The organism is Paenarthrobacter sp. MSM-2-10-13 (genome assembly GCF_011605365.1).
Lineage (GTDB): Bacteria > Actinomycetota > Actinomycetes > Actinomycetales > Micrococcaceae > Arthrobacter.
Genome location: NZ_JAAOXO010000010.1, coordinates 1 through 24691, shown reverse-complemented (window position 1 = coordinate 24691; position 24691 = coordinate 1). Strand labels below are relative to the sequence as shown.

The window sequence follows — 24691 nt, the reverse complement described above, 5'->3', positions numbered from 1 at the left end:
CGGGTAGTTCAGCATCAGCCGACCGTCGAGGTTGCCGGGTCAATACCTTCTGAGATGAATCGGACCTGGACGCCGCGTTCCCTCTGCGGGTTCACGGTGTTCAGTACGTCGATCAATGACCGGCCCAGCCGATCGACCCGCCAAACAACGACAGTGTCGCCCTCCGCGGCATACTCGAGGAACCTCTGGATCCGTTGTTTGCAAGGACACTCTAATTCGACGCTTTGCCCAGGTCGGCGAGGGCCTTCCGGAGGCGGGTGCCGGCGTCGTCGGCTACTTCTTTGATTGATGGGGCGGCGCTGAGCTGGACCATGGTCTGAGGGTCGATGGCTTCCACTGTGGTCACGTCTGCATCCTTGTTCCGGCGCACCACCACATTGCATGGCAGCAGCGCACCGATTTCCGGCTCGGCGGCGAGGGCGCGGCTGGCGAGGGCAGGGTTGCAGGCGCCGAGGATGACGTAGTTACCGACAGCGTCAGCCGCTTCGACACCTAGCTTGGTTTCGAAGGTGGAGCGGACGTTGATCTCCGTGAGGATCCCGAAGCCCTGGTCCGACAGGGCCTTCCGGGTACTTTCCAGGGCTTCGGCCCACGGAAGAGCGGTGGTCGTGCTGAGTGTGTACGTCATGGTTCTCCTTGGGGAGCTCGGAAGTGGGACGGGTCAGGCGAGGGAGAGGAAAAGCTTTTCCAGGTCCTTCTTGTCCATCGTTGCGTCTTTTTGGACTATGCACTGCTCAAGGCCCGTGGCGATGATGGCGAACCCGGCCCGGTCCAGCGCCTTCGATACGGCGGCAAGCTGAGTGACGACGTCCTTGCAGTCCCGGCCTTCTTCAAGCATGCGGGTGACAGCGGCCAACTGGCCCTGGGCTCGCTTCAGACGATTGATGACAGGGGTGAGTTCTGAGGGATTGAGTTCCACGGGATTCTCCAAGTGTCGGGGGCTTGCCCCCATCGTATACCCCCTAGGGTGTTTTGACTACCCCCGGGGGTATCTGAAATACTCGGTGGGGTATCCACCCACCCCCTTCCGAGAGGCCATCATGACTCCCCCTTCCACGGCGCCGGCCGTCACCGCACTCGCCCCTGAAACCCTCACGTCCTGGTTCAAAGAGCACCAGGACCTCGTGGTGATCGATGTCCGCTCCGCCGCCGAGTTCGAGTCCCTGCGCATCCGCGGCTCCTACAATGTGCCGCTGCCGCTTTTGTCCGAGCACACCGATGAACTCGCCGCCCGGCTGGGTCCCCGCGTTGTGCTTGTCTGCCAGTCCGGCGTGCGCGCCGAGCAGGCCCGCCAGCGCCTTGCCAAGGCCGGGATCGACACCGCCTATGTTCTGAGCGGCGGCACACCCGGCTTCGCCGCTGCTGGAGGCGACGTGGTCAAGGGCAACGACCGCTGGGACCTGGAGCGCCAGGTCCGCCTGGCCGCCGGTTCACTGGTAATGCTGGGTCTGGCAGGCGGCAAGTTTGTCTCCCCCAAGGTCCGGATGCTCGCCGGCGCCATCGGCACAGGTCTGACCTTCTCGGCCGCGACCAACACCTGCGCCATGGGTAAGGCCCTTTCGGCCATGCCGTGGAACAAGGCTGCCAAGGAGCCCACCCGCGAAAGCGCCTTCCTGCAGCTTCCCGTTCCGGCCCAACAGGACGCCGCGGCATGATCCCGGCCCTGGGTCTAGGGCTTGTCGTCGGAATCGTCCTGGGTGTGGTGGGTGGCGGTGGCTCCATCATTGCCGTTCCTGCGCTGGTGTACGGCGTGGGCATGAGCCCCGTCCAGGCCATCCCGACGTCGCTGCTGGTGGTGGGCATTTCGTCGCTGGCAGCGCTGTTTCCCCGGATCCGGGAGGGCCTGAACTGGCCCGTCATCACACTGGTAGGGGCCGCCGGCATTCCGGCGGCCTGGGCCGGCGCAGCCGTCGGCAAACTCCTGGATCCGAACGTCCTGATGCTGGCGTTTGCCGTAATCATGGTGGCCGCGGGCGTCCGGATGCTGAGCAAACCGCGCGAAATCGAGGGAATCTGCAGCACGGGACCCAACCGGGCTTTCCGGTCCTGCGCCCCGAAGGCGGTGGGCGTTGGACTGCTCGTCGGATTCCTCACCGGGCTGCTTGGCGTGGGCGGCGGCTTCCTCATCACCCCCGCGCTGACCATCTTCCTGGGCCTGCGCATGAAACAGGCCGTCGGAACGTCGCTGGCGATCATCGTCATCAACTCCGCAGCCGGATTCAGCGCTCACGCCGCCGGCTACACCATCGACTGGGCCACCACCCTGGCGTTCGCGGTCCCGGCCATCCTGGGATCCATCGTCGCGGCACGGCTTGCCCGCCGCCTGCACGACAAGCACATCCGCATCTCATTCGCGGTACTCATCTTCGCCGTCGCGGCGTGGGTCACCGCCAGCACCGTCACCGCCTGACACCACAGAACAGGAGCACACCATGGGACTGATCGAATCGCTGAAGAAGGCCTTCAGCAAGCCCTACACAACGGTCTCCATTGCACAGGCCAAGGAACTCCTGGGTTCCGGCGCCACACTCATCGACGTCAGGTCCACCCGGGAATGGCGGACCGGCCGGGCACCGCAGGCCAAGCACGTCCCCCTGGACAGACTGAAGGTCAGTACCGCGGGGATCCAGAAGTCCCGCCCCGTGATCGCCATCTGCGCCTCGGGAGTGCGGTCCGCCTCTGCCGCCAAACTCCTCGCCGCGAAGGGCTACCACGCCTACTCGGTGCGTGGAGGCATGGCCGCCTGGCGCCAAGCCGGCGAACCCGTCCGCTAGACGGCACCACCCCCAACCACCAGCCGAAACCATTTCGAAGGAGAACCACCATGGCTGAAATCACCATCACCGAAACCGCGCAGCGCCGCTCCACCGCTCGGATCCTGGACGTCCGCGAGGACTTCGAAGTCGCCGAGGCAATGATCCCGGGCGCCCTGCACATCCCCATGGGCCAGCTGCAGGCACGCCTGTCCGAATTGGACCCTGCCGTCCCCATCATTGCAGTCTGCCGGAGCGGAAACCGTTCAGCCCGCGTCGCCGACGCCCTCAACGATGCCGGTTTTTCGGCAGACACCATGGCCGGCGGCATGATCGCCTGGACCCGCGCCGGACTCCCCACCACCTGACCCCTGCAGTCCCGCCACGGCAACAGCCGGGCCATGCCCCGGCGGGCCCGCACAGTCTCCTGCAGGCTGTTCCGCAGAAGATCGGGGAAGGGGCCGCAGCCTCGTTGCAAAATACCCCCAGGGGTATCTATGCTGGACTTAGAACAACCTCCAAGCCTTATCAATCGAAGGAGATCACCAGATGCTTATCGAGCGTATTTACGATGAAGACCTCGCCCAGGCCAGCTACCTGATCGGCTGCCAAGCCAACGGCACCGCCGTGGTTGTCGACGGCCGCCGCGACATCGCCGTCTACCAGGAACTGGCCGCGAAGAACGGCATGAAGATCAGTGCCGTTACTGAAACCCACATCCACGCCGACTACCTTTCCGGCACCCGCGAACTCGCCGCCGCCACCGGCGCGAAGATCTACGTCTCCGGCGAGGGCGGCCCGGACTGGCAGTACGAATTCGACGGCGAACGCCTCTACGACGGCGACACGATCACCATCGGCAACATCAGCATCCAGGCCGTGCACACCCCGGGCCACACCCCCGAGCACCTGTCCTTCCTGGTCACCGACGGCGCGTTCAGTGACCAGCCCGGCTACCTGCTCTCCGGGGACTTCGTCTTCTCCGGAGATCTCGGCCGGCCGGACCTGCTGGACGAGGCAGCCGGCGGCATCGACACCCGCTTCGAAGGTGCAAAGCAGCTCTTCGCCAGTCTGCGGGACAAGTTCCTGACTCTGCCGGACTACGTGCAGGTCCACCCCGCTCACGGTGCCGGCAGTGCCTGCGGCAAGGCCCTGGGCGCCATCCCGTCCTCCACCGTGGGCTACGAGCGGCTCTACTCCTGGTGGGGGCCGTACCTCGCCGCGAATGACGAACAGGGCTTCATCGATGAGCTCCTCGACGGCCAGCCCGACGCGCACGCCTACTTCGGCCGGATGAAGCGGGAAAACCGTGAAGGTCCCGTCGTGATGGGTGAGCGCACGCCGCTGCCCGAACTCGCAACCGGCATCCTCGCTGCAGGCCTGGCAGAGGACACCCTGACCTTCATCGACACCCGCTCCAACAGTGAGGTCCACGAAGGCACCGTAGCCCGTTCCCTGAACGTGCCGGCAGCCAAGGCCGTGGCCAGCTACGGCGCCTGGGTAGTGAACCCGGAGACGGATAAGAACCCGCTGGTACTGCTGGCACAGGACCAGGAACAAGCTATGGACATGTGGGACCACCTGGTCCGGGTCGGCATCGACAACATCGCCGGTTACGTCACCAGCATCGAAGGGCTCCCGATGACTACGCCGAAGCTGATCCAGCCAGAAGAGCTTCAGGGTTTTGACGCCGCCATGGTCGTGGACGTCCGCAACCGCAGCGAACACATCGCCGGAAACATCCCGGGCTCGTACCAGCTCAGCGGTGGCCGTGTCATGTGGCACCTGGACAAGATCCCCACTGACGGAACCATCGTGACCTACTGCCAGTCAGGCGTCCGGAACTCTGTCGCAGCCAGTGCCCTGCGCCGGGCCGGATACGACGTCGTCGAACTCGCCGGCAGCTACGCAGCCTGGATTGCTCAGCAGAACTCAGTCGCCACGGCCTGACCAGCCGGAACACCTCAAGACCGCCCGGGCAGGGCCCCACCTGCCCGGGCACCTTTATGCCCCGGCACGAAAGGGAGTGCTCCGGAATGACCAGAAAAATGGCGGCAAACAGTGTCGCTTCCATCGATGCTGTGCTGGGCCTTCGGCAAAACCTGGCACAGTTCATGCTTCTGGTGGCAGTCAACGCCTTGGTGGGCGGCACGCTGGGCCAGGAGCGCACCGTGCTGCCCCTGCTCGCTTCCCAGACATTCAACCTGGACCTGTACACCAGTGCTCTGACTTACATCCTCGCCTTCGGCCTGTCCAAGGCCGCGACGAATTACTTCGCGGGAACGCTCTCTGACAGGTACGGCCGCAAACCCGTCCTGGTCGCGGGCTGGCTTGTAGCAATCCCAGTCCCGCTCATGCTCATCTTCGGCCCGTCGTGGGGATGGATCGTTGCGGCAAACCTGTTCCTCGGTGTCAGCCAAGGCCTGACCTGGTCCACGGCCGTGATTATGAAGATGGACCTGACCGGCCCGAAACAGCGCGGCCTTGCCATGGGTCTGAACGAAGCGGCAGGCTACCTCGGAGTCGCCGTCACTGCCCTAGCGACCGGGTATATTGCCTCCGCGTACGGGCTCCGGCCAGGCCCGTTCCTCTTCGGAGCCGCCTACATTGCCCTCGGGTTAGGCCTGTCAGTTTTGAACGTGCGCGAGACACACCACCACGCCAGGACGGAAGCCTCCCAGCACGTCAGTGCACACAGCAGTGCCCATGCCGGCCTCACCACAGGCCAGGTTTTCACCCTCACCAGCTTCAAAGACCGCTCACTCTCCGCAGCCAGCCAGGCAGGACTGGTGAACAACCTCAACGACGGCCTCGCCTGGGGCCTGTTTCCTGTCTTATTCGTCAGCTCCGGGCTAAATCTGAACCAGATAGGGATCCTTGCCGCCGTTTATCCCGCGGTCTGGGGAGCCGGGCAGCTCTTCACCGGCGCCGCCTCAGACCGGTGGGGCCGCAAATGGTTCATTGTGGCCGGCATGATCGTCCAAGCCGCGGGACTCGCGCTGGTCGCCGCCTCCCGCAGTTTCGGGCCCTGGCTCATCGCCTCAGTCCTCCTCGGGCTCGGAACGGCCATGGTCTATCCCGCACTCCTTGCCGCCATCGGGGACGTAGCCAACCCCACGTGGCGGGCCCGTTCCGTCGGCATCTACCGGCTCTGGCGTGACGGCGGCTTCGCCGTAGGGGCACTCTTGTCAGGTCTTCTCGCTGACTTGTATGGGATTCCCTCAGCCATCGCCACCGTCGCTGCACTCACAGCCGCCTCCGGCCTGGTGGTCGCCGTTCGAATGCGCGGCAAAGACCACATAATCGGGGTGGACACTGGCCCTTAGCCCGACACGTCAGCCCCGAATGACCCCTGCACGGACGGACTAGTGTCAGCGGTCAGCGGATAGGCAGTCACGACACATAGCGACAAACAAAACGCCGCCAAGCACCCCAGGCACACGCCGTGTTCTATTCTTTGGGTGCGGAGACGTCCTTGGCGGAACGGCGCCGGCGGGCGTGCCATAGAAGAAGGCCGGCAAGAACGATCACCGCCATGGCCAGCGCGGTTCCTTGCCCGGCCAGCCGGGCAATGCTCTGGTACGAGTTACCGGCGAGGAATCCCAGCATGACCGCGCCGGCTCCCCAGATGAGCCCGCCAGCTGCATTGAAGGTCAGGAACCGCAGGTAAGGCATGCGCGCCATCCCTGCCAGAGCGGGCATCACGGCGCGGAAGAACGCCGTGAAGCGGCCGATGAACACGGCCGTACCGCCCCTTCGACGCAGCAGCTCTTGGGCTTTGGCCACCTGCGGCTCCTTGCGTGCAACCATACGAAGGCGCATGATTCCAGGTCCGAAGAACCGTCCTATCTCATAGCCGACAGTGTCGCCGGTGATGGCCGCGACCACGACCAGAACGATCACCAGCCACAGCGGAAGCCGCCCGTGGCTTGCCAGGACCCCGCCGAGAATGGCCGCTGTTTCCCCCGGGATCACGAAGCCCAGGAAAAAGGCGTCCTCGGCGAAGACCAGAGCGAAAATCAACAGCGCCGCCAGCACCGGGCTGAGGTTCAGAATGCTGTCGACAAACTGGGACACCGGACGTCCTTTTCTCGTGATTTCCTCTACCTGGTTCAACGTTGGAACCGGCTGAGGTTCCCGTCCGGGGGCTGCCTGCGGCACATCTGCTTCAACCGCTGGCACCACCGTGGGAGGCCGCCTACAGCCTTTTCCCATCGGCGAAGACGCTTCGAGTGCGTGGATCATCGGCCGGGTACAGCCGCCGCTTTCGGGTCTTGGGGGTGTTGAGGCTTAGGGCTGTACGGGCTCGAGCGTGGCGGTCAGGCTCTGTTCGTGGCTGTCCCGGATGAGGGTTACGGTCACCGACGCGCCGGCGGGTTGTTCGTGCACTGCTGCAGTGAGTTCGGCGGTGTCCTGGACCGGGTGGTTGTTGATTCCTGTGATGACGTCGTCTTTCCGGATGCCTGCTTTTTCTGCTGCTGATCCGGAGGTGACTTCGGTGACGGCGGCGCCACGGGAGAACACGGAGCCCTTCGCCGCGGCGTCCGTGGTGGCTTTGATGCCGAGCTGACCATGGGTTGCGGTCCCGGATGCGATGATCTCCTGGGCGATTCTCTTGGCATTATCGATCGGGATGGCAAAGCCGATCCCGACGTTGCCTGCCTGTGTGCCGGCAGTGCCGGCGGAGGGGGATGCGATGGCGACGTTTACGCCGATGACCTCGCCCCGGGCGTTGACCAGGGCTCCGCCGGAGTTGCCCGGGTTGATGGCCGCGTCGGTTTGGATCACTTCCAGGCTGGGGTTGCTGCCGGACGCCTGTGAGGGGATTTTTGCGGTGCTTCCCGAGGCGGTTTGCGCCGGTGGTGGTGGTGCCGCGCTGATGGTCCTGTTTAGGGCCGCGACGATTCCTTTCGTCACCGTCCCGGACAGGCCCAGCGGTGTTCCGATCGCAACGGCGGTGTCGCCGACATTGATTTTTGACGAGTCTGCCAGGACTGCCGGGATCAGGGAGGGGGCCTGGATGCGGATCACGGCGAGATCCGCGAGCGGGTCCGCGCCTACCAGGGTCCCGGCGTAGACGTGGTTGTCGCTGCTGCGTACCTGAATGACCGGTGTGCTTGTGGCGCCGTCAAGAGTGACCACGTGTGCGTTCGTGAGGATGTCTCCTTTGGCGTCGAGGATGATCCCTGACCCGATGCCGCGGGTGGTGCCTGAGCTGACGGCGAGGGTGACGACGCTCGGTGTGGCCTTCTGTGCTGCCGTGGCGACGGTATCGCTGGTACCGGTGTTGTTCACCACTATCCGGGATGTTCCCGGCGAGGTGGACACCCCGGCCGTTGCCGGGCCGTCCAACAGCGCGTCGGCGCCGGCTGCGACCGTGCCACCGACGAGGGCGGCAATGACCAGTGAGGCGGCGAAGACGGGGGTGCTGCAGCGCCATTTCCTGCCGGTCGGGCCGGGAGCCGGGGGCGTCGGTGGACGGAGGTTAGTGACCGGTGGGGCGAACTGGGAGGGATCGGCATGGGCCGCGTCATCCCACGGGATGGAACCTTGACCCGGGTACACCCACGGGTCAGGGCCGGGGCCTGACTGCGCCGGATGAGGCCCACGGGGGCCAGCGGAATCTGGGGTGTGTGTCATCAAGTCCGTCCCTGTGACTGTGCTGCAGGGGATTCCCTGCAACAGGAAAGTGGGGTATCCGGCACCGGCAGGTGAAGCCGGCGTCGGGAATGGGGCAACCGGTACCCCGTCAGGTTTAGGGTCGTTATTCTCCGGAGGAAGCGGTGCGGTTCATCAGGTGCTCCAGCAGCGCTGCTTCGGGCCGGTCGGGGTTCCGGGAAACACATTCCTCCAACTGCTCCCGGTTTCGTTCGGCCCCGGCCGTGGTGTCGGCCAAGATTTCATCGATAAGTTCCCGCGCCTGCTCCTGCAATGTCGTTTTTGGGTACCTGGCGGTGGAGGAAGGAACAGAGACCGGCCCGCCCCCGCTTCCTTCCTCCACATCGTTTGGTTTCATCAATTTCCTGTGCCCGGAGGCCTTACTTGGTGCCCGGAGTACTGGTGTCCGGTGTTTCGTTGGACTCCGTTTCGGTAGTGTTTTCGGCACCCTTCTGACCGTTCTCCTGTGAGTCGGCCGTTTCGGTGGCAAGTACGGTGGCGTTGCCGGCGTCGATCTTCACTTCGTGCACGGCACCGGTGCTGTCTTTGACCGTCACTTCGTACACCAAGGATCCGTTTTCGTCACCGAGGTGGGAGGCCGTGGCAGTGGAACCGGGCAGGGAAGCCGCAGCGGCCGTTTCAGCGGCCTTGGCATCGATGGTCGCCAGTGCGGTCAGGTTCCCGGATTCTTGGGCGTCGGATTGCTCCCCTGCCGTTTCGGGGACGGTAATGGAGCCTTTGAGCTGTGGTTCCTGCTGGCCGGCATCGGACTTCCCACCATCGGCTGTGCTGCCGGTGGCCGGCGACGTGACCGGAGGCGATGGTGTGGTGCTGGCGTTGGCCGCTGAAAGCCCGACGACCGCGGTGCCGCCAACGAGTGCCAACCCGGCAAGTGCCCCGATGAGGGTCTTGCGTTTGGGTGAGGTGTTGTCCATGATCGTGCCTTTCGGAGAGTCGTAATCAACGCCGCCCGGGTCCGGGTGGTTTCTTCGGCGCCTACAGCCAGTCTCGACCGCGGGCCCTTAGAGGACGCTGAGGGGTCCTGAGAATTCCCGGCAGCCGGACACATGCGGAGAGTACTCAGGACACGCGGCCGGCAACCGCATGAGAGGCCAGGAGCGCGCTGGCTCAGTAGGAGAGGCTGGTGTCACCGCACCGTCCAGGCGGTCTCCTTTTTTGCTGCGCCGGGTACCCGTGTCGGGGCGATGTCGCCGGGATCAGAGGACGAACGCAAAGACGAGGCCGAGGATGGCAAGTGCTTCTGTCAGGGCAAGTCCGAGGAATGCGATGGGTTGAAGAATTTTTTGTGCTTCCGGCTGGCGGGCCACGCCGTTGATATAGGCCGCGAACACGAGCCCGACACCGATGCCCCCGCCGATGGCGGACAGGCCGTAGCCGACGAGGTTGAGACTGCCTTTCATGGTTCTACCTTTCAGTCGCCCGTTTTCGGACGTGGAGTTCATGGTTAGAGTGGCGGCCGGTTCTGTGCCCCGGCTCGGGAACCGTGCACCGGTTTCGTTCCGCCTGTTGCTTTGGCTGGGGCCCGGCAGGGGGCGGGTCCGGGGTTCAGGTTCAGTCTGTTTTTTCGCCGGTGCCCTGGGCTTTGGTGGCTGTTCCTTGGGCGGGGGCGTAGCCGCTGGCGGCGGCTTCGATGCTGATCTTCACTTCGTTGGCGGAGCTGCGGTAGAGGCTGTATTTGTTCTCCGGGTAGTGCCCGGTGCCGGTGCCGTTGTCGAAGTAGATGGTCGTGGCCTGTCCGGGGGTGAGGGTGAGCCCGTCAAGTTTCTGGTAGTAGGACTCCGTGGTGCCGGTGGTGGTGTCTTTCATGGTGTAGTACACCTCCAGCCCGGTCATAGGGGCGGTGCTGGTGTTGGTGAGCGTGAACTGGAGCCGGTCTGCAAGGGCTGCCTTGGTGGTGGGATCGACGTTGTTTTCGGCCATGACGTCCGTGATCGTCAGCCCGGTTTTGGTTCCCGTGGCGGTGATGGGGTTGGTGGTGACAGGCAGGACAGTGGCTGCGGAGGGGGTGGCCGAGGGCGCTGCTCCGGGCTGTGCCGGGCCGGTGATGGTGGCCTGCATGATCAGGACGGCGGCCACCAGCACCGCGACGAAGGCTCCCAGGCTGAGGAGTGCTTTTTTCATGGTCAGGTGACCTTTCTGAGTAGTTTGGTGCGGGTGGCTGCGAGGAAGGATCCTGTCAGTGCGGTGATGAAGCCGGTCATGAGCCAGAGGGTGTTGTTGAACGTCCCGGCCCAGATTAGGTTGAAGGGTTGCCCGTTGTATTGGTCTTTGATGCCGAGCCAGGCGAAGAGCGGGCGTTCGAATTGTTTGGTCATGGAGGTTTGCTCAATGAGGTCCCGGGCTGTTTCGTATCCGCTGAAGTTGGCCATGATGGCCTGTTCGTGGGTCTTATCGACCTGCAGGCTGGCGAAAAGGCCTCCGGGGATCTGGTTGTCAGGGTCCATGGTGTCCCCGATCTGGGGGATCACGAGCACCACGACGAGCCAGATGACCAGGGCCAGGATCAGGCCGGAGGCAGGGGTCCGTGTTAATGCTGCGACGGTGAATGCCAGCAGCGACCACATGGTCAGGTACAGGGCGGTATGGGCCGCGGCAACACCAAGTCTGACGTAGTCATCGCCTTGCAGGGGCGCGTTGGCCAGCAGCAGCAGAGTTGCCGTGATCACAGCGAACAAGGCCCCGGCCACCGCTGTCCAGAGGATGCCAACGGCCAGGATCTTGCCTCCGGCGAAGGTGTAGCGGCCCAGCGGGCGGCTGAAGATCAACTGCAGGGTCCCGTTGCCCCTTTCCTTCGCCACGAGCCCGTACCCGAGGATCACCGCGAACAGGCTGCCGACGATTTCCAGATATTCCATGCCGCCCCGGAGCATTTGCAGGGCCGCCAGCTGCGGCGGGGCGGTCCCGGCCGTCCCGCCGCTGCTGCGCAGCGCGGCCACATAGTTGTTGTAGTCATCGATCTTGATCCGGAAATCCGCTGCTGCGACCAGGACCGAGAGCATAACAACGGCGGCGAGGAACACGATAAGAGAGACCAGGGCGCGGCTGCGGGTGAGGTCTTTGAGTTCCTTCCCGCACAGAATCAGGGACTTAGGCATGAAGTTCGCTCCTGATCCGTTGCCGGTTCGTGGCCAACAGCACCACACACACCACGGCGAGGACGGCTCCGAGGATCAGCACCTGAGCCGCCACGGAGCCGGACACGGCCTGATCCTGGAGAATGATCGCGGCGGCGTGCTTGAACTGCTCACCCACGGACAGAGGGCCGGTGAAGCCGCTGGTGACCGCGAAGAAACCCATCGGGGTAGCAGCCGGGGCCGGGACTGGGTTCAACAAAGACACCGGCAACGCTGCGGTCCCGGCCAGAGGCAGGATGAAGATCACGATGCTCCACAGGACAATGGGGGCCAGCAGCGCCGTGGTGGTCGATGATGTGTGAAGGCCGCTGAGCATTCCCAGTACAAGGAAGGGCATCAGGAACAGCCACGCCAGGGCGTAGAGGCCCGCAAGCCGCAGGGATTCATCCCAGGTCGGCGGGGCGCCTGTGACGATGGCGATCCCGGTGAAGGTGAGGATGGCAGCTGCCGCCAACAGGAGGGCGAACAACGCCGCGAGACCGGTGAGTTTGGCCCCCAGGTAGGTGGCCGGGCTGATGTTGCGTGACAGGACCAGATCGGCGGTGCGGGCACGCCGGTCCCGGGTGGTGGACTGAACGCCGGTGATGATGGCCAGCAGCGCCCCGATCACAATGATGTAGATGACGTTGTTTCGTGCGTAGTAGAGGGCCGGCAGCCCGTCGAAGGGGTTGTGCGCCGTTGTCAGACCCTGGGCGGCGACTTCGCGGTAGACGTCGCTGACGGTGGTCTTGGCGCTTGAGCCGATGAACGCCGACGCCGCGGTCATGCCCAGAAACACCGCCAGGACACCGCGGGGCAGCCGCTCACGGGAGATCGCGGTGATTTCCTGTCGGAGAGTCACCGTCCAGATGTTCACGGCCGGGCACCGGCTTCGATGTGCAGGTAGATGTCTTCCAGCGATTCCTGGTCCGGGAAGGCATCCAAGGTCGCGGCCACGGAGTTGTGGTAGATCAGGTTGCCCGAGCTGAGGATGCCGATGCTGGTGCAGGTCTTGGTCACTTCGGCTAGTAAATGGGTGTTCATGAAAATTGTGATCCCGAATTCCCGGTTCAGGTTGATGATGATTTCACGCAGTTTCGCCACGCCCTGCGGGTCAAGGCCTGAGGTGGGTTCGTCCAGGAACAGGACCGAGGGTGTGTGCAGGATGGCCTGGGCGATCCCTGCACGTTGTCTCATTCCCTTGGAGAAGGTTCCCAGTCGCTCCCGGCCGTGACCGGTGAACTCCACGGCCTCCAGTGCCGCTGCGACCATCTGCCGTGGCCGGTCGACACCTGAGAGTCCGGCGAAGAAGAGCAGGTTCTCCTCCAAGGTGAGGTTTCCGTAGAACTGCACGTTTTCGGGTAGGTACCCGATGTTCCGGCGGACTTGGGCTGCTTCTTTGTCGATGTCATACCCACAAATCCGCCCGGACCCCGAGGACGCTGGAAGCAGCGTCGTGAGGATGTTTACCGTCGTGGTTTTGCCGGCTCCGTTATGACCCAGGAGACCGAAAATCTCGCCCTCGGGGACACGAAGGGTCAGGGGGTTCAGCGCGGTGTCCCTGCCGTACTTCTTGGTCAGTTGCGTGGTTTCGATTGCCATGTCCATGCGGCAACCGTAAAACCGGGCCGCTAAGAGCGCCCTGAGAGAACCGCAGGCCAGGGCTCAAATGCTTCCGGAGTCGAAGCGGCCCAGAGTGTGCGGGGCCGCCTCAAGATGTTCGCGCTCATCATCGACCAGCCGTTCCTCGCGGTGCAGTTCCTGCGGGAAGCCCTGCGGAATGACCGGATCAGCAGGTCCATGGGCTAGGCTTGCCGGGCCGCGGCCCCCGTTGGGGGCAAGTACCGGCGCGGTCGCGGAAACCGGAGCCGCGGATGAGGCCCGGTGGTGGGAGTGTTCGGCCCCGGCGGCAGCCCCGATTCCAAGAGCCGAGACAACGGCCAGGGTCAAAGCGGCGGTCAGAGTCGCACGGAGCTTCTTCATACCCCCACCCTTTCGTGGTTTTGCTGAGAGAGGGCTGTGCGCAAGTTGTTCGAACGACGGGGGTGACCGATCCTTGGATCATGAACCAGGACAGCTCCGCGCCCGCTGCACCCGGGGACGCAGAACCCCGGAAACGGTGGGGCATTCGTAAACGCGCCACCGCAACCGCGATGGCAGTTGTTGCAGCGGCCTTGGCGGTGGGGGGAATCATTTTGCTCGTGTTGCTGCAGACCTCGTTGATCGCCGCCACGGAGAGCGCGGCCAGGCAAAAGGCCCAGGATGTGATTACCCAGATCAATGATCAGGATGTCTCCGAAGCGGCCCAATACATTGCCTCAACGGCCCATTCGGGCCAGATTGTTCAGATCCTGGACCCGGCCGGCAAAGTCCTGGCCGCCTCTGTTCCGGCGGCGACGAAAGAACCGCTGTCGGATTTACGGCCCGGCCCCGGACAAACCCTGACCCGGGACGTGACCAGCCTGCAAAGCATCGGTGATGAGGATGAATTCCTGATCATCGCCAGCGGGGCACAGGACGGCACCGGAACCTATACCGTGCTGGTGGCAGCCACCGTCCAGGTTCAGGCGGATACCGTCGCGACAGTGGGATGGTTCGTGCTCGGAGCCACCCCCGTGCTGCTCGCCGTTGTCGGCGCCGCAGTCTGGATGCTCGTGGGCCGGTCGCTGCGTCAGGTCGAGCGGATCCGGGGCCAGGTCGCAGCAATCAACGCCCAGCGCCTGGACGGACGGGTGGAGGTGCCACCGACCGGAGATGAGATCCATGCCCTGGCGTTGACGATGAACGAAATGCTTGAGCGGCTCGAAGCCTCCGACCGTGAGCAGCGCCGGTTCGTCTCCGATGCCAGCCATGAACTACGCAGTCCCTTGGCGACCTTGGGCGCCGGGGTGGAAATCGCTGCCGCCGACCCCTCCGGGGAAACGTGGAACGGAATGAAAGATGTCCTGGCCGGGGAAACAGCCCGGATGCGGTACCTGGTCGAGGATCTGCTCACCCTGGCCAAAACCAATGACGGGACGTTCTCGGCAAAGCACACCGATGTTGACCTCGATGACGTGATGGACCAGGAAATCCGGAGACTCCGTTCCACCAGCCGCCACCGGATCACCGCTCACCTGAGCCCTGCCCGGGTGAGCGGGGACGCCCGACGCCTAAGCCAGGTAGTACGCAACATACTGGACAACGCCGACCGCCACGCCCACTCCTGCATCGCCATCGGGCTGGCCGCCGGACCCGCCGGCGCCGTGCTCACTATCGACAATGACGGCCCCCCGATCCCTCTGCCGGAGCGGGAACGGGTCTTTGAGCGTTTCGTCCGACTCGATGAAAGCCGTTCCCGGGAAAGCGGCGGCAGTGGACTCGGACTGGCCATTGCCGCCGGGATCATGGCATCACATCATGGGACGGTCCGGGCCACCGAAACAACGGAGGGGAACTGCCGTTTTGAACTCACATGGCCCCCCGCGGCCGACCCTTCCGGACCCGACCCCACCCGCAGGTCCTGACTGCGGAAAGTGCCCCGAACCGCGGCGCAACGTAACCGGCACCGGGGCCGCGAACACTCAAAAGGAAACTCTCAAAAGTGGTCTGCGCCCCGCTCCGGGGCGCGTCAGGTCCCGGATGTGCCCGCTGACCTGCCGGGCTTGTCCGCGGTGATCTGGTACCCCATGCCCCGGACCGTGGTGAGGGTCTGCACGCCGAAAGGCCCGTCGATTTTGCGCCGCAGATAGCCGATGTAAACTTCCACGACGTTGTCGCCGCCCTCGAACGCGGGGTCCCAGACGTTGTCCAGGATTTCGTTTTTGGACACCACCTGATCGTGCCGGCGCATCAGGTACTGCAACAGCCCGTATTCCCGTGGCGTGAGCCCGATCAGTTCGTCGCCGCGTCGGACACTGCGGCTGACCGGGTCCAGGCTCAGCGTTCCCAGTGTGAGCACCACTGGCCGTTCCGGGGCGCCGCGGCGCATGAGCGCCCGGATCCTGGCCACCAGGACGAGGAAGCTGAAGGGCTTGGTCAGGTAATCATCGGCGCCCAGATCAAAAGCGTCCGTCTGGTCGTACTCGCCGTCCTTGGCCGTCAGCATCAGCACCGGGGTCCAAATTTTGCGTTCCCGGATTTCTTTGAGGACGTCGTAGCCGTTTTTCAGTGGAAGCATCAAATCCAGCAAGATCACGTCATAGGGGTTCTCGGTCGCTGCCCAGAGCCCGCTGACCCCGTCATGGGTGACATCGACCACGAAACCCTCGTTGGTCAAACCCCGGCGGACGGTCTCAGCCAGCATTTTTTCATCCTCTACCAGCAGGATTCGCATCTCCTGGCTCCTTTCCTCGTTGGAAGGAAGTATCACGGACCCCACCTGAGCCAAACCTGAGGAACAAACGGGGAAGGTTCTCTCAGCATCTTCTCAGCGCCGGGCCGCCAAGGTGGAGGCAACACCCTCCTACACCTCTAAGAGTCTGGATTACGCCGTGGACCTTGCCGCCTCCCGCCAACCGGGGACATCCCTGGGACTACGGTCCTGGTGGTGGATCCCCGCGGGCATCGTCATCTATGCGGCCGCCGTCGCCGGGGGACTGACCGCCAAATCCTTTGGTCCTTTCACGCCGGAGCTCGGGCTCGACATCGCCTTAAGTCATGGCCGCAGCGCCGCCCTGGTCGGCATCAGCGAACTGATCAATTTCGGGATCAGCCCGCCGGGAGCGATCATCCTGTCGTTGCTGCTGTGTTCCTGGCTTTGGTGGGGCAAAGGCAGGCCGCTGCAGGCTGCGGCGTTTGGTTCGGTCGTTGCCGTCGGATGGCTGAGTTCAACTGCCGGCAAAATCCTCGTCTCCCGCTCCCGGCCTCCTGGTGAGGCTGTGACCGCCCTTGTACCGGAAACACGGCTCGATAGCTTTCCTTCTGGTCACACGGCCTTTGCCATGGCCATGGCCCTGGCCTTTGTGATCGTTGTGGCACGCACCCGGGCCCAGAGGATCATTGCTGTTGGCCTCGGAGCAGCGGGTGTGGCTCTGGTCGCTTTCTCCCGGCTCTACCTCGGGGTCCATTATCTGAGCGATGTGGCAGGGTCCGTGGTCATCAGTACCGCAGCCATCCTGGCGTGGTTGCCGCTGTGGAACAATCTGATAGCACCACGCCTTGCCCGGACCGCGCTGATGAGTCGTCCCGAGCGTCGACTGCCCCGGGACCAATAACCCCACCCGGACCTCCGGAGAGGAAAGCCAGTGACAACGCATCTGGACAGCCCGGACGCGGCCCAGGAACGGCAGCGTCTGTGGCGCAGGGTCCTGGGCAACGTTGCCGCGGCGCCGGTGAGCATGGGTTGCGTGCTGGTTTTCTGGGTCGTGGGGGCTGCTGTGGCCGGGTTCGCTGATGGATTCCGGGTCCCGCTGGCCGCGACGGGCCGTGCATTCCCGGAGCACTGGTGGGTGCTGTTCAGCTCGGCTTTCTGGGCCCGGAACCTGGCAGGCTACCTGCTCGGTACCATGCTGTTGCTCACGGCGGGGGTGCTGGTCGAACGACGCATCGGCAGCCGGCGGTTCGCAGCGGCCGCCGTGACCGGCCAAGTGCTCGGAGTGGCTGCTGCGACGGGCTTCGTGGCCGTTGCTGCAGGGGTTATGGGTGATTGGACCCGGCAAATGAGCGGGCACCTTTTCATGGGACCTACCGCCCTGGTTTGCGGGGCACTGATGGCCTCGACGACGTCCATGACGACGCTGTGGCGGCGCCGCGTCAGGCTCGTGGTTTTTGCGCTGCTGGGGTTGCTTGCCCTTTACAACGGCGGTTTCGCCGACCTGGTCCGGCTTTTCGCCGCGATCGCGGGTGCCCTCGCCGGGCCGGTGCTCTCCGGCCGGAAGCCCCGGACACCGCATCCTGTCAGCTCCCGGCACGAGGGGCGGGTGCTGATCGCCCTGCTGGTCGCCATCACGGCCATCGGACCGGTCGTTGCCGGCCTGGCCCCTCACGCAGTCGGCCCGTTGTCGGTGCTGCGGTTTCTTTTCACGAACATCCAGCCCGTTGACCCGCAAACCCTGCAAACCCTGTGCACGGACCCAGCCCAAGCCAAAGACTGCGCGTCCGCCCAACTGCAGCTACGTGCCGGGGCGGGTGGAACGTTCATGGCAGTCCTTCCCTCGTTCCTGCTCCTTCTGCTCGCCGATGGACTCCGTCGTGGCCGCCGCTTTGCCTGGGCCGGGACGCTGCTTATCCAAGTTGCGCTCTCAGCCATGGCCCTGGTCACCATCATCAGCGTTCTGCAACCCACTGCCCCGGACACCGCCGCCACCGAGGGCCTCGCGGCCATGGACGCCGCCGTCTACGGCCATCCCCTCACCCTGGCCCTGCCCCTGCTGGTGCCGGTCATGCTCTCGGTCCTCCTGCTGAGCAGACAAAGACTGTTCCCTGTCCACGCCCCGCACGGGACCTACCCGCGCCCGGCGGCCCTGATCGTAGCGCTGGCCCTAGTCTTGGGATTGGTCTATCTCGGGGCAGGCCTGGCCACGGCCAGGGATTTCACCCCCGCGCCCGGGTTGGGCGAGCTGTTGGCTGACATCCCGGATCGGTTCCTGCCGCTTGGGTACATGTTCGACCTGTCGCCGGCGTTCGTTCCTCAAAGCACTGCGGCGGTGGTTCTGTATGAAGGGGTCGGCATTGTTTTTTGGGCCATCACCGGAGCTGTCTTGCTCAGGACCTTCCTCCGCCCGGCCCACGACCGGTACAGCCTTGATGAAGCCCGGGCACGGGCCATCATCACAGCCCACGAAGGCGGCTCCCTGTCCTGGATGACAACGTGGCCCGGCAACAGCTACTGGTTCGCCTCGTCCGGCCAGAGCTTCGTCGCCTACCGGGTCATCGGTGGCATAGCCCTGACCCTGGGACCGCCCGTCGGACCCAGCGGAGCACAGGAAGAGGCCTTTGACGAATTCACCGCACATTGCGCCCTGAACGGCTGGAGCCCGTGCTTCTACTCCGTCCCACAGGAACTGAAAGAGCACGCCACCGCCAGCGGATGGGCAAGCGCGCAAGTAGCCCAAGAGACCATCCTGGACCTGGAAACCCTGACCTTCAAAGGAAAGAAATTCCAGGACATCCGCACGGCCATGAATAACGCCGCCAAGGCCGGGGTCCGGGCCGAATGGACCAGCTACCCCGCAGCGCCTCTACCGGTCCAGGCACAAATCCAGGAAATCTCCGAAGAATGGGTCGCCGACAAAAAAATCCCCGAAATGGGCTTCACCCTTGGCAGCCTCGATGAACTCACCGACCCCGAAGTCCGCTGCCTGATCGCCATCGACAACGACAAGAAAGTTCACGCCGTGACCTCATGGTTGCCGGTCTATCGCAACGGCGCCGTTATCGGCTGGACGCTGGACTTCATCCGCCGACGCACCACGGGCCTGCGCGCCAGCGCCGAGTTCCTCATTGCCTCCGCGGCGATCACCCTCAGAGAGGAAGGCTGCGAATTCATCAGCCTTTCAGGGGCCCCGCTGGCACAACCGCCCCATAGTGACCGCACCGCCGCCCCGCCACCGGTCCCGACCGCCGTGGACCGGCTGCTTGATCAGCTCGGAACCACCCTTGAACCCGTCTACGGGTTCCGGTCACTGCTGGGCTTCAAAGCCAAATTCCAGCCCCGGTACGTCCCTCTGTACATGCTCTACCCCGACCCCGCAGCCTTGCCGGCCATCGGAAGCGCTGTCACCCGCGCCTACCTGCCGGAGGTGCGCTTCGGACAAGGAATCTCCCTCGCCGGGACCCTGCTCCGATCTGTACTGTCCAAAACGCGAAAATCCCGGAAGACCCCGCCACCCCCAGGTGGGGACTCCCCGAAAGCAGCACCGCCGGTCCCCGGGACTGCCACCTCCCTGGACGCCCCTCTGGCCGGCGGCCATGAGGGAACCTGAGAATTCCACAGGAATCTCTCAGGAGCGCCGCCATAGCCTGTCCCCATGGACATCACGCGAACCCTTTCCTCCCTCGGGGCCGGCAGCACCGGGAGGGGACTGCTCCCGGACTGGGCAGACCCTACTGTCATTCTTCACCAGCCCGCCCTGGCACCCTGGCTCCTGGTCATCATCGGTGGCGTCGTCTTCGCTGAATCCGGGCTGCTTGTTGGGTTCTTCCTTCCAGGGGATTCACTCTTGTTCACCGCAGGCCTGCTGGTGGCAACGGGGACCCTGAACGTCAACATCTTCCTTCTGGGGATTATCGTGTTCCTGTGCGCGTTCGCAGGCGACCAAACCGGGTACCTGATCGGAAAAAGAACAGGGCCAGCCCTGTACAGAAAGCCCGACGCGAAACTGTTCAAACAAGAACACCTCACCAAGGCCCACCAATTCTTCCTCCGCTACGGCGGACGCGCCGTAATCCTCGCCCGGTTCATTCCAATCGTGCGGACCTTCACCCCCGTCATCGCCGGAGCAGCGAACATGAGCTACCGGACATTCATTCTCTTCAACGCCGTCGGAGCTCTCCTCTGGGGCATGGGGATGACGCTGCTCGGTTTCTGGCTCGGCCAGTACGAATGGATCGGCAAGAACATCGACATCATCTTTATCGCCGTAGTGCTCCTCTCGGTGCTGCCGATGATCATCGAAATCCTTAAAGCGCGCCGCCGACGTACACGGCGACCAGCCCAGGAAAGCGACTCCCGCCACCCGTAGACAGCCGCCGCTCCAGGACACTGCGCCTCAAGAGCACCGGTCAGTGCGCCGACAACTTGCGTCATCAGTCTCAACGGGTCTACTGTCCCGTGGACGCTGACCGGATTCCCGCTCATACACTGGACACGGCGCTGAAGACGGCGCACCGCCGTTCCCGCACTTGACGGGTAATGAAACACCGCCCTGGGCCTGTATTCCGGAAAGCTCGACGGGCGGCCGGCAACAACGCGTGACTGGCGCGCCTAAGCCCCCGCGAACCCAATCTATGTCCCTGGACGAGCCGTTCTCTACGCTCGACGCGTACCTCCGGGCCGCCACCCGCAAGGTGAAGCGAGAGTGGGTTCAAAAGTTTCAAACGGAAACGAATAAGGTTCACGTAATGGACTTTTACGCATCGCTCTGCATCTTCTTAGGACTTGTGTTGCTGCCCGCAGTACCTTGGCACGTCCGCAGGAGGAGACAACGCCTCTTAATTCGGTTGCAAGACAGAAACCGGCGGTGGTCGGCACGATTTCGCGAGGACGCCGCAAACTTTCATGACGAAATAGGGCGCGAGCTACGCGAGCACTGGCCCGACATCGCCAAAGAAACCGGATCTGGCACAGCTTTCATGGCCTAACAACTCAGCAAGTCACTCTGACAGCGTGCCGGCACGGTGAAAACATCTTCGCTCCCGAATACCGGCGCTTACAGCTCTGCCCGAGAACGAACGTTGCCAACAACTAAAACCTTCCTACGCTCTGACGAGCTTACGTCACCATGCCGGAGGGGCCGGGACGGCCAGCATCCGGCCCTGAGGCGCCGGAGCCGAGAAGCATGGCGCCCGGCCCCGGCCCCAATGCTTGACAATGTCCAGTGAATAAACCCATCCCACTTGGGTTCCATCCAAACCCCACCCGGCAACGCACCCGGACCGGGAAAAGCCTTGACCAGTTTGGCCAAGGCGACGGCAACAGGTGGCTGCAAAGCTACTGGAATGGACTCGGCCATCGACTCTCCTATGGTTGCCGCGCCGTCCGGGTAAGGCTCGAAGTAGATCCGCTATTCGTTCTTCGGGGAAGAAGCCCCGTCAGCCCCCTCCAGAGTGAACAGCCGTTCTACGAATTCAGCGAGTGAACAGCGCAATCGCTATTGCCACTCCAATGAGGACGGCACCTAGCCCGACGACGACCATGTACCCAGGCTCTGGCCGACCCATCAACTTGGTGCCTGTTTTACCAAACCTTGCTTGCTGAGAGTCTTCCATCAATTTGCTGAGCGCTTTGCGCTTTACGATCAAGAGAACACCGATAAGTACGGCGACTCCCGCAAAAAAGCTTCCAATGAGTAGCTCCACGATTCAGGTATCCCATCCTAAAGATTGCGGCCAGCCTAGCCCGTCAGGCCCGCCCTACAGGGCTGGGTTGTCCTTCGGACCTTCGGCCGTGTCGTTCAAGATGTGCCCGATCGTCGCAGCGATCGCCCGCACTGCCTCGGGGTCTTCGGCCCAAGAGCGCCCGTTGCGGCTGCAGGCGCGGAACGAGGTCACGTTGGACTCATCGACCGTCTGCCGCAGCTCCGCCCAGGCCGCCTCCAGCTCAGCGGATTTGCCGGCCGGCACAGCCATGGAGGGCCCAACTGTTTTGCGGCGCCTGCTTAGAATGTTTCGCAGTCCCACTGTCCACCTCTCCTTCTGACATAAGTGTCCCGCCTGGGATTGGGGGAAACCAGGCGGGACACGTTCACAGTACCAACCCAGTCTGACAAGACTCAGGACGGGAGCATGCTCGCAGGGCTCGCACCCTTTTGGGCGTCCACTCCGCTTCGCTCCGTGGCCGGCTGTTGGGCCCGGTCCCGACGTCGCAGAGCTCCGCCGTGCCCGGTCCTGTTTGTCTACGACGTTTTTTGTGGCTGTCCTTATGTTGTTGCCGGGTGGTTTTTCGTGGCCGTTGTAGGGTCGTGGCTACCCAGGGGAGGCGGGTATGGCTTTGTTGCTGTGGCCGGACGATTCGAGCGTGACGGCTTCGTAGGATTGGCCGCCCGCCGCCCCGCGATGACCCGACCGCTGATTGAGAGACGCGACATGATCGCCGGATAAGGACACGACGGCGCGGTTATCTGCCGAGTTCCACCCGTACGACAGAACTGGAGGCTGTTTTGGCGAAATTGTGGGCCGGTATCGATGCCGGCAAAGCCCATCATCACTGCGTCGTGATCGACGCCGACGGAAACCGTCTGTTTTCGCAAAAAATCCCCAACGACGAACCGGCCCTGCTCGAGCTCATGGCCAACGTCCTCAAACTCGGGGACGGGGACGAGATCATTTGGGCAACAGACCTGAACCACGGCGGACCCGCGCTGCTGATCGCCATCCTCGTCGCCCACGGACAGAACATCCTCTACATCCCCGGCAGGGTCGTCCACCATGCCTCCAAGCTTTACCGCGGTGAGGGCAAAACGGACGCGAAAGACGCCGCGGTGATCGCGGATCAGGCCAGGATGCGGCGTGACTTACAGCCGCTGAGGGCCGGGGATGAGATCAGCACCGGTCTGCGGCTCCTCACCGCCCGCCGGGCCGACAAATCCGCGGACCGGGTCCGGGCAATCAACCGCCTGCAGGCCCAACTGCTCGAATACTTCCCCGCCCTGGAGCGCGCCTTCGACTACAGCCGCTCCAAAGCCGCCCTACTGCTGCTGACCAAACACCGGACCCCGGACGGGATCCGCCGCACCGGTCAGGCCAGGCTCCACGCCTGGCTGAAGACACACGGCACCCGCTCCTCCGCCGCGGTGGCCGCAGCGGCAGTCGCGGCGGCAAAGTCCCAGCACACCATCGTCGCGGCCCAGCACGTGGGGGAGGGAATCGTTGCAGCCCTCGCGCAGGAAATCATCACCTTGAACGAAGAACTGGCCACACTCGATGCGCTGATCAGTGAGAAGGTTACCGAGCACCAGCACACCGAGGTGCTGTTGAGCATGCCTGGCTTCGGACCTGTCCTCGCTGCGGAGTTCCTCGGCGCTACGGGCGGCGACCTGACCGTCTTTCAAACGGCGGACCGGTTCGCTGGCGTTGTCGGCCTGGCCCCGGCCCCCAGAGACTCCGGAAGGATCAGCGGCAACCATCACCGACCCAGACGCTATGACAGGCGGCTCCTCCGCGTCTTTTACCTCTCCGGGCTCTCGGCCCTGAAGTCATGTCCGGCCTCCCGCAGCTATTACGACCGCAAACGCCGGGAAGGAAAAACCACCTACACCTGCACGCGGGTGCCGGTTCCAGCCGCGCGGTTTGCTGCCTGAGAAGTACCTGCAGTTGGAGCGAGGTCTTTCGGCGTCCCTGGCACTACTCGAACACCACCTACAGCGGACGAGTTCTCTTACGCTGTCCGGCAAGCTTCTTACGCGTCGAAGTGCGTCCTGACTTTTGAGTCCTGGGAAATGGATTCGACTACTGATGCGGCGATGTCGCGGAGCTTGACGTTCCGCGTGCTGGAAGCAATCTTCAGGATCTTCATGGCCGTTTCCTGGCTGCAGCGGTTCTGCGCCATGATGGCGCCAGTGGCGAGGTCGATGGTGGTTCGGGATTCCATCGCAGCCATCAGATGAGCTTTGGCCTCGGTCAGCTGGCTGATCCGGACGGCCAGGCGAAGGGCCTTCGACGCATGGTACGAATACGTTTCGACCATGCTGATATCGTCACCGCTGAAGCCATGGGAGCGCGTGGAATACAGGTTCAGTCCCGCTGCGGCTTCCCCCTCCAGGATGAGCGGCACGGACAGGCTGGATCCCACTCCTGCCTCCAGCGCGGCGGCGGTGAAGGCGGGCCACCGATCCTCGTTCACCAAGTCAGGTATATGCACCACAGCCTGCTCCCGGATCGCGGACAGACAGGGCCCGTCGCCGGCACTGTATTGGGTTTCGTCCAGACGGACCGCGCTCTCTTCGCTGCGGGCCACGGTCACGGGTTTCTTCCGCTGTATCAGCGTGATGCTGCAGAAGGCGACGGCAGGGTCAGCCAGGGTGACGGCGGAGAACTGGGCCAGTTCGTCCAGCATGTCTTTGACGTCCTCGGTTTTCAGGACAAGGTCCTGCAAGTGGTCCACGAGGAGTTCAGCGGACTGTGGACGTGTTTCGTCGGCCATGCCTTGGCCTCATTCCTCATTCGGGCCCTGACAACAACCCTTGCTGGGGGCACGAGAGGACGGCGGAGCAGCGCGTGCGGCTGTCTTCTTGAGTATGCTCTACGGTCCCTGCAATGGCCAGTAGGACCAGAACGCCGGCGTGAAAGAAGGCCTCGTTTCCCTGCCTGGCCCAAGTATCGCTGACGGGTCCTCGGGTCTGGCAAGAGCCGCAAAAATCCGTTGACAACATCATTGAGATTCCTGCGGATCATACGGTTCCGCTCCGGCTCAAGCTCCTGACCCCTCCGTAAACTCCGGGGCCCTGCGGCACTGGAATTCTTCGACGGCGCTTCGCTTATTTCCTTTCGAAGATTTCCAGCACCTTG

The 24691-nt window shown here is 63.8% G+C and carries 27 protein-coding genes; 11 read left to right on the top strand and 16 right to left on the bottom strand.

What is annotated here, in order from left to right:
• Positions 1-14 precede the first annotated feature (14 nt).
• The 3 genes from HAV21_RS22325 to HAV21_RS17050 are packed head-to-tail and all read right to left on the bottom strand — an operon-like array spanning position 15 to position 919.
• Entirely contained in the window at positions 15-191 is a 177-nt protein-coding gene (locus tag HAV21_RS22325; RefSeq protein ID WP_347877674.1) for a recombinase family protein, read from the bottom strand.
• A 20-nt stretch (positions 192-211) separates the two neighbouring features.
• A complete protein-coding gene (locus tag HAV21_RS17055; protein WP_142940381.1) occupies positions 212-628 on the bottom strand; it encodes a DUF302 domain-containing protein in 417 nt (138 codons plus the stop codon).
• Between the two features lie 33 nt (positions 629-661).
• On the bottom strand, positions 662-919 hold the full coding sequence (locus HAV21_RS17050; RefSeq protein ID WP_011777016.1) for a metal-sensitive transcriptional regulator: 258 nt from the start codon (positions 917-919) through the stop codon (positions 662-664).
• Between the two features lie 121 nt (positions 920-1040).
• Between HAV21_RS17050 and HAV21_RS17045 the strand changes: the two genes are divergently transcribed.
• The 6 genes from HAV21_RS17045 to HAV21_RS17020 all read left to right on the top strand — a co-directional run bounded on the left by HAV21_RS17045 (position 1041) and on the right by HAV21_RS17020 (position 6079).
• Positions 1041-1655, top strand: coding sequence for a rhodanese-like domain-containing protein (locus HAV21_RS17045; RefSeq protein ID WP_142940382.1), 615 nt, complete (start codon positions 1041-1043; stop codon positions 1653-1655).
• Positions 1652-2410: a sulfite exporter TauE/SafE family protein gene (locus tag HAV21_RS17040; RefSeq protein WP_142940383.1), complete on the top strand. Its 759-nt coding sequence runs from the start codon at positions 1652-1654 to the stop codon at positions 2408-2410. Before HAV21_RS17045 ends, HAV21_RS17040 begins: the two co-directional genes overlap by 4 nt.
• A gap of 22 nt (positions 2411-2432) precedes the next feature.
• Positions 2433-2774 (top strand): rhodanese-like domain-containing protein, encoded by a 342-nt coding sequence (locus tag HAV21_RS17035; protein WP_166842563.1) that lies wholly within the window; start codon positions 2433-2435, stop codon positions 2772-2774.
• A 50-nt stretch (positions 2775-2824) separates the two neighbouring features.
• Positions 2825-3121: a rhodanese-like domain-containing protein gene (locus tag HAV21_RS17030; RefSeq protein ID WP_142940385.1), complete on the top strand. Its 297-nt coding sequence runs from the start codon at positions 2825-2827 to the stop codon at positions 3119-3121.
• A 181-nt stretch (positions 3122-3302) separates the two neighbouring features.
• Positions 3303-4703 (top strand): MBL fold metallo-hydrolase, encoded by a 1401-nt coding sequence (locus HAV21_RS17025; protein ID WP_142940386.1) that lies wholly within the window; start codon positions 3303-3305, stop codon positions 4701-4703.
• Positions 4704-4789: 86 nt separating this feature from the next.
• Positions 4790-6079, top strand: a complete 1290-nt coding sequence (locus tag HAV21_RS17020; protein ID WP_142940387.1) for an MFS transporter — start codon at positions 4790-4792, stop codon at positions 6077-6079.
• Between the two features lie 124 nt (positions 6080-6203).
• On the opposite strand, the gene HAV21_RS17015 is transcribed toward HAV21_RS17020, so the two are convergent.
• The 10 genes from HAV21_RS17015 to HAV21_RS16970 form a co-directional block, all read right to left on the bottom strand.
• The gene (locus HAV21_RS17015; protein ID WP_187697284.1) at positions 6204-6830 is read right to left on the bottom strand and encodes a DedA family protein; all 627 of its coding nucleotides are present in this window, start codon (positions 6828-6830) and stop codon (positions 6204-6206) included.
• 213 nt (positions 6831-7043) lie between these two features.
• Positions 7044-8393 carry a trypsin-like peptidase domain-containing protein gene (locus HAV21_RS17010; RefSeq protein WP_142940388.1) on the bottom strand — a complete coding sequence of 450 codons (1350 nt, stop codon included), beginning with the start codon at positions 8391-8393 and terminating at the stop codon, positions 7044-7046.
• 124 nt (positions 8394-8517) lie between these two features.
• Positions 8518-8769 (bottom strand): hypothetical protein, encoded by a 252-nt coding sequence (locus HAV21_RS17005; RefSeq protein WP_142940389.1) that lies wholly within the window; start codon positions 8767-8769, stop codon positions 8518-8520.
• 22 nt (positions 8770-8791) lie between these two features.
• Positions 8792-9346 (bottom strand): PepSY domain-containing protein, encoded by a 555-nt coding sequence (locus HAV21_RS17000; protein WP_166842562.1) that lies wholly within the window; start codon positions 9344-9346, stop codon positions 8792-8794.
• Between the two features lie 282 nt (positions 9347-9628).
• On the bottom strand, positions 9629-9832 hold the full coding sequence (gene atpE / locus HAV21_RS16995; RefSeq protein ID WP_142940391.1) for an ATP synthase F0 subunit C: 204 nt from the start codon (positions 9830-9832) through the stop codon (positions 9629-9631).
• 151 nt (positions 9833-9983) lie between these two features.
• Positions 9984-10553 (bottom strand): hypothetical protein, encoded by a 570-nt coding sequence (locus HAV21_RS16990; RefSeq protein WP_142940392.1) that lies wholly within the window; start codon positions 10551-10553, stop codon positions 9984-9986.
• A gap of 2 nt (positions 10554-10555) precedes the next feature.
• Complete coding sequence (locus HAV21_RS16985; protein WP_142940393.1) at positions 10556-11527, bottom strand: ABC transporter permease subunit; 972 nt, start codon at positions 11525-11527, stop codon at positions 10556-10558.
• Positions 11520-12407 carry an ABC transporter permease subunit gene (locus HAV21_RS16980; RefSeq protein ID WP_347877672.1) on the bottom strand — a complete coding sequence of 296 codons (888 nt, stop codon included), beginning with the start codon at positions 12405-12407 and terminating at the stop codon, positions 11520-11522. The genes HAV21_RS16985 and HAV21_RS16980 overlap by 8 nt, the downstream gene beginning before the upstream one ends.
• An 11-nt stretch (positions 12408-12418) precedes the next feature.
• Positions 12419-13153, bottom strand: a complete 735-nt coding sequence (locus HAV21_RS16975; protein WP_238703518.1) for an ABC transporter ATP-binding protein — start codon at positions 13151-13153, stop codon at positions 12419-12421.
• Positions 13154-13210: 57 nt separating this feature from the next.
• Positions 13211-13528 carry a hypothetical protein gene (locus HAV21_RS16970; protein WP_166842560.1) on the bottom strand — a complete coding sequence of 106 codons (318 nt, stop codon included), beginning with the start codon at positions 13526-13528 and terminating at the stop codon, positions 13211-13213.
• Between the two features lie 80 nt (positions 13529-13608).
• Here HAV21_RS16970 and HAV21_RS16965 point away from each other — a divergent pair, with 80 nt between their 5' ends.
• Complete coding sequence (locus HAV21_RS16965) at positions 13609-15051, top strand: ATP-binding protein (protein ID WP_142940396.1); 1443 nt, start codon at positions 13609-13611, stop codon at positions 15049-15051.
• Between the two features lie 104 nt (positions 15052-15155).
• Here HAV21_RS16965 and HAV21_RS16960 read toward each other — a convergent pair whose 3' ends face one another.
• Positions 15156-15860, bottom strand: a complete 705-nt coding sequence (locus HAV21_RS16960; protein ID WP_142940397.1) for a response regulator transcription factor — start codon at positions 15858-15860, stop codon at positions 15156-15158.
• A 112-nt stretch (positions 15861-15972) separates the two neighbouring features.
• On the opposite strand from HAV21_RS16960, the gene HAV21_RS16955 reads away from it, so the two are divergent.
• From HAV21_RS16955 to HAV21_RS16945, 3 genes are read left to right on the top strand one after another with little or no spacing between them, the layout of a single operon-like run.
• Positions 15973-16740, top strand: a complete 768-nt coding sequence (locus HAV21_RS16955; protein ID WP_347877671.1) for a phosphatase PAP2 family protein — start codon at positions 15973-15975, stop codon at positions 16738-16740.
• A gap of 30 nt (positions 16741-16770) precedes the next feature.
• Positions 16771-19449 carry a rhomboid family intramembrane serine protease gene (locus tag HAV21_RS16950; protein ID WP_347877670.1) on the top strand — a complete coding sequence of 893 codons (2679 nt, stop codon included), beginning with the start codon at positions 16771-16773 and terminating at the stop codon, positions 19447-19449.
• 45 nt (positions 19450-19494) lie between these two features.
• Positions 19495-20208, top strand: a complete 714-nt coding sequence (locus tag HAV21_RS16945) for a VTT domain-containing protein (RefSeq protein ID WP_166842559.1) — start codon at positions 19495-19497, stop codon at positions 20206-20208.
• A gap of 1390 nt (positions 20209-21598) precedes the next feature.
• On the opposite strand, the gene HAV21_RS16940 is transcribed toward HAV21_RS16945, so the two are convergent.
• A complete protein-coding gene (locus tag HAV21_RS16940; RefSeq protein WP_166842558.1) occupies positions 21599-21865 on the bottom strand; it encodes a hypothetical protein in 267 nt (88 codons plus the stop codon).
• 479 nt (positions 21866-22344) lie between these two features.
• On the opposite strand from HAV21_RS16940, the gene HAV21_RS16935 reads away from it, so the two are divergent.
• Positions 22345-23484 carry an IS110 family transposase gene (locus HAV21_RS16935; protein ID WP_166842557.1) on the top strand — a complete coding sequence of 380 codons (1140 nt, stop codon included), beginning with the start codon at positions 22345-22347 and terminating at the stop codon, positions 23482-23484.
• 98 nt (positions 23485-23582) lie between these two features.
• On the opposite strand, the gene HAV21_RS16930 is transcribed toward HAV21_RS16935, so the two are convergent.
• Positions 23583-24326, bottom strand: coding sequence for a GAF and ANTAR domain-containing protein (locus tag HAV21_RS16930; protein WP_166842556.1), 744 nt, complete (start codon positions 24324-24326; stop codon positions 23583-23585).
• Between the last annotated feature and the right edge of the window lie 365 nt (positions 24327-24691).

What these genes read in the sequence shown, in the direction of transcription:
- HAV21_RS17055 (WP_142940381.1), bottom strand. Translation starts at nt 628, where the DNA reads ATGACGTACACACTCAGCACGACCACCGCTCTTCCGTGGGCCGAAGCC.
- HAV21_RS17045 (WP_142940382.1), top strand. Translation starts at nt 1,041, where the DNA reads ATGACTCCCCCTTCCACGGCGCCGGCCGTCACCGCACTCGCCCCTGAA.
- HAV21_RS17040 (WP_142940383.1), top strand. Translation starts at nt 1,652, where the DNA reads ATGATCCCGGCCCTGGGTCTAGGGCTTGTCGTCGGAATCGTCCTGGGT.
- HAV21_RS17035 (WP_166842563.1), top strand. Translation starts at nt 2,433, where the DNA reads ATGGGACTGATCGAATCGCTGAAGAAGGCCTTCAGCAAGCCCTACACA.
- HAV21_RS17030 (WP_142940385.1), top strand. Translation starts at nt 2,825, where the DNA reads ATGGCTGAAATCACCATCACCGAAACCGCGCAGCGCCGCTCCACCGCT.
- HAV21_RS17025 (WP_142940386.1), top strand. Translation starts at nt 3,303, where the DNA reads ATGCTTATCGAGCGTATTTACGATGAAGACCTCGCCCAGGCCAGCTAC.
- HAV21_RS17020 (WP_142940387.1), top strand. Translation starts at nt 4,790, where the DNA reads ATGACCAGAAAAATGGCGGCAAACAGTGTCGCTTCCATCGATGCTGTG.
- HAV21_RS17010 (WP_142940388.1), bottom strand. Translation starts at nt 8,393, where the DNA reads ATGACACACACCCCAGATTCCGCTGGCCCCCGTGGGCCTCATCCGGCG.
- HAV21_RS17005 (WP_142940389.1), bottom strand. Translation starts at nt 8,769, where the DNA reads ATGAAACCAAACGATGTGGAGGAAGGAAGCGGGGGCGGGCCGGTCTCT.
- HAV21_RS17000 (WP_166842562.1), bottom strand. Translation starts at nt 9,346, where the DNA reads ATGGACAACACCTCACCCAAACGCAAGACCCTCATCGGGGCACTTGCC.
- atpE (WP_142940391.1), bottom strand. Translation starts at nt 9,832, where the DNA reads ATGAAAGGCAGTCTCAACCTCGTCGGCTACGGCCTGTCCGCCATCGGC.
- HAV21_RS16990 (WP_142940392.1), bottom strand. Translation starts at nt 10,553, where the DNA reads ATGAAAAAAGCACTCCTCAGCCTGGGAGCCTTCGTCGCGGTGCTGGTG.
- HAV21_RS16985 (WP_142940393.1), bottom strand. Translation starts at nt 11,527, where the DNA reads ATGCCTAAGTCCCTGATTCTGTGCGGGAAGGAACTCAAAGACCTCACC.
- HAV21_RS16975 (WP_238703518.1), bottom strand. Translation starts at nt 13,153, where the DNA reads ATGGACATGGCAATCGAAACCACGCAACTGACCAAGAAGTACGGCAGG.
- HAV21_RS16970 (WP_166842560.1), bottom strand. Translation starts at nt 13,528, where the DNA reads ATGAAGAAGCTCCGTGCGACTCTGACCGCCGCTTTGACCCTGGCCGTT.
- HAV21_RS16965 (WP_142940396.1), top strand. Translation starts at nt 13,609, where the DNA reads ATGAACCAGGACAGCTCCGCGCCCGCTGCACCCGGGGACGCAGAACCC.
- HAV21_RS16960 (WP_142940397.1), bottom strand. Translation starts at nt 15,860, where the DNA reads ATGCGAATCCTGCTGGTAGAGGATGAAAAAATGCTGGCTGAGACCGTC.
- HAV21_RS16945 (WP_166842559.1), top strand. Translation starts at nt 19,495, where the DNA reads ATGGACATCACGCGAACCCTTTCCTCCCTCGGGGCCGGCAGCACCGGG.
- HAV21_RS16930 (WP_166842556.1), bottom strand. Translation starts at nt 24,326, where the DNA reads ATGGCCGACGAAACACGTCCACAGTCCGCTGAACTCCTCGTGGACCAC.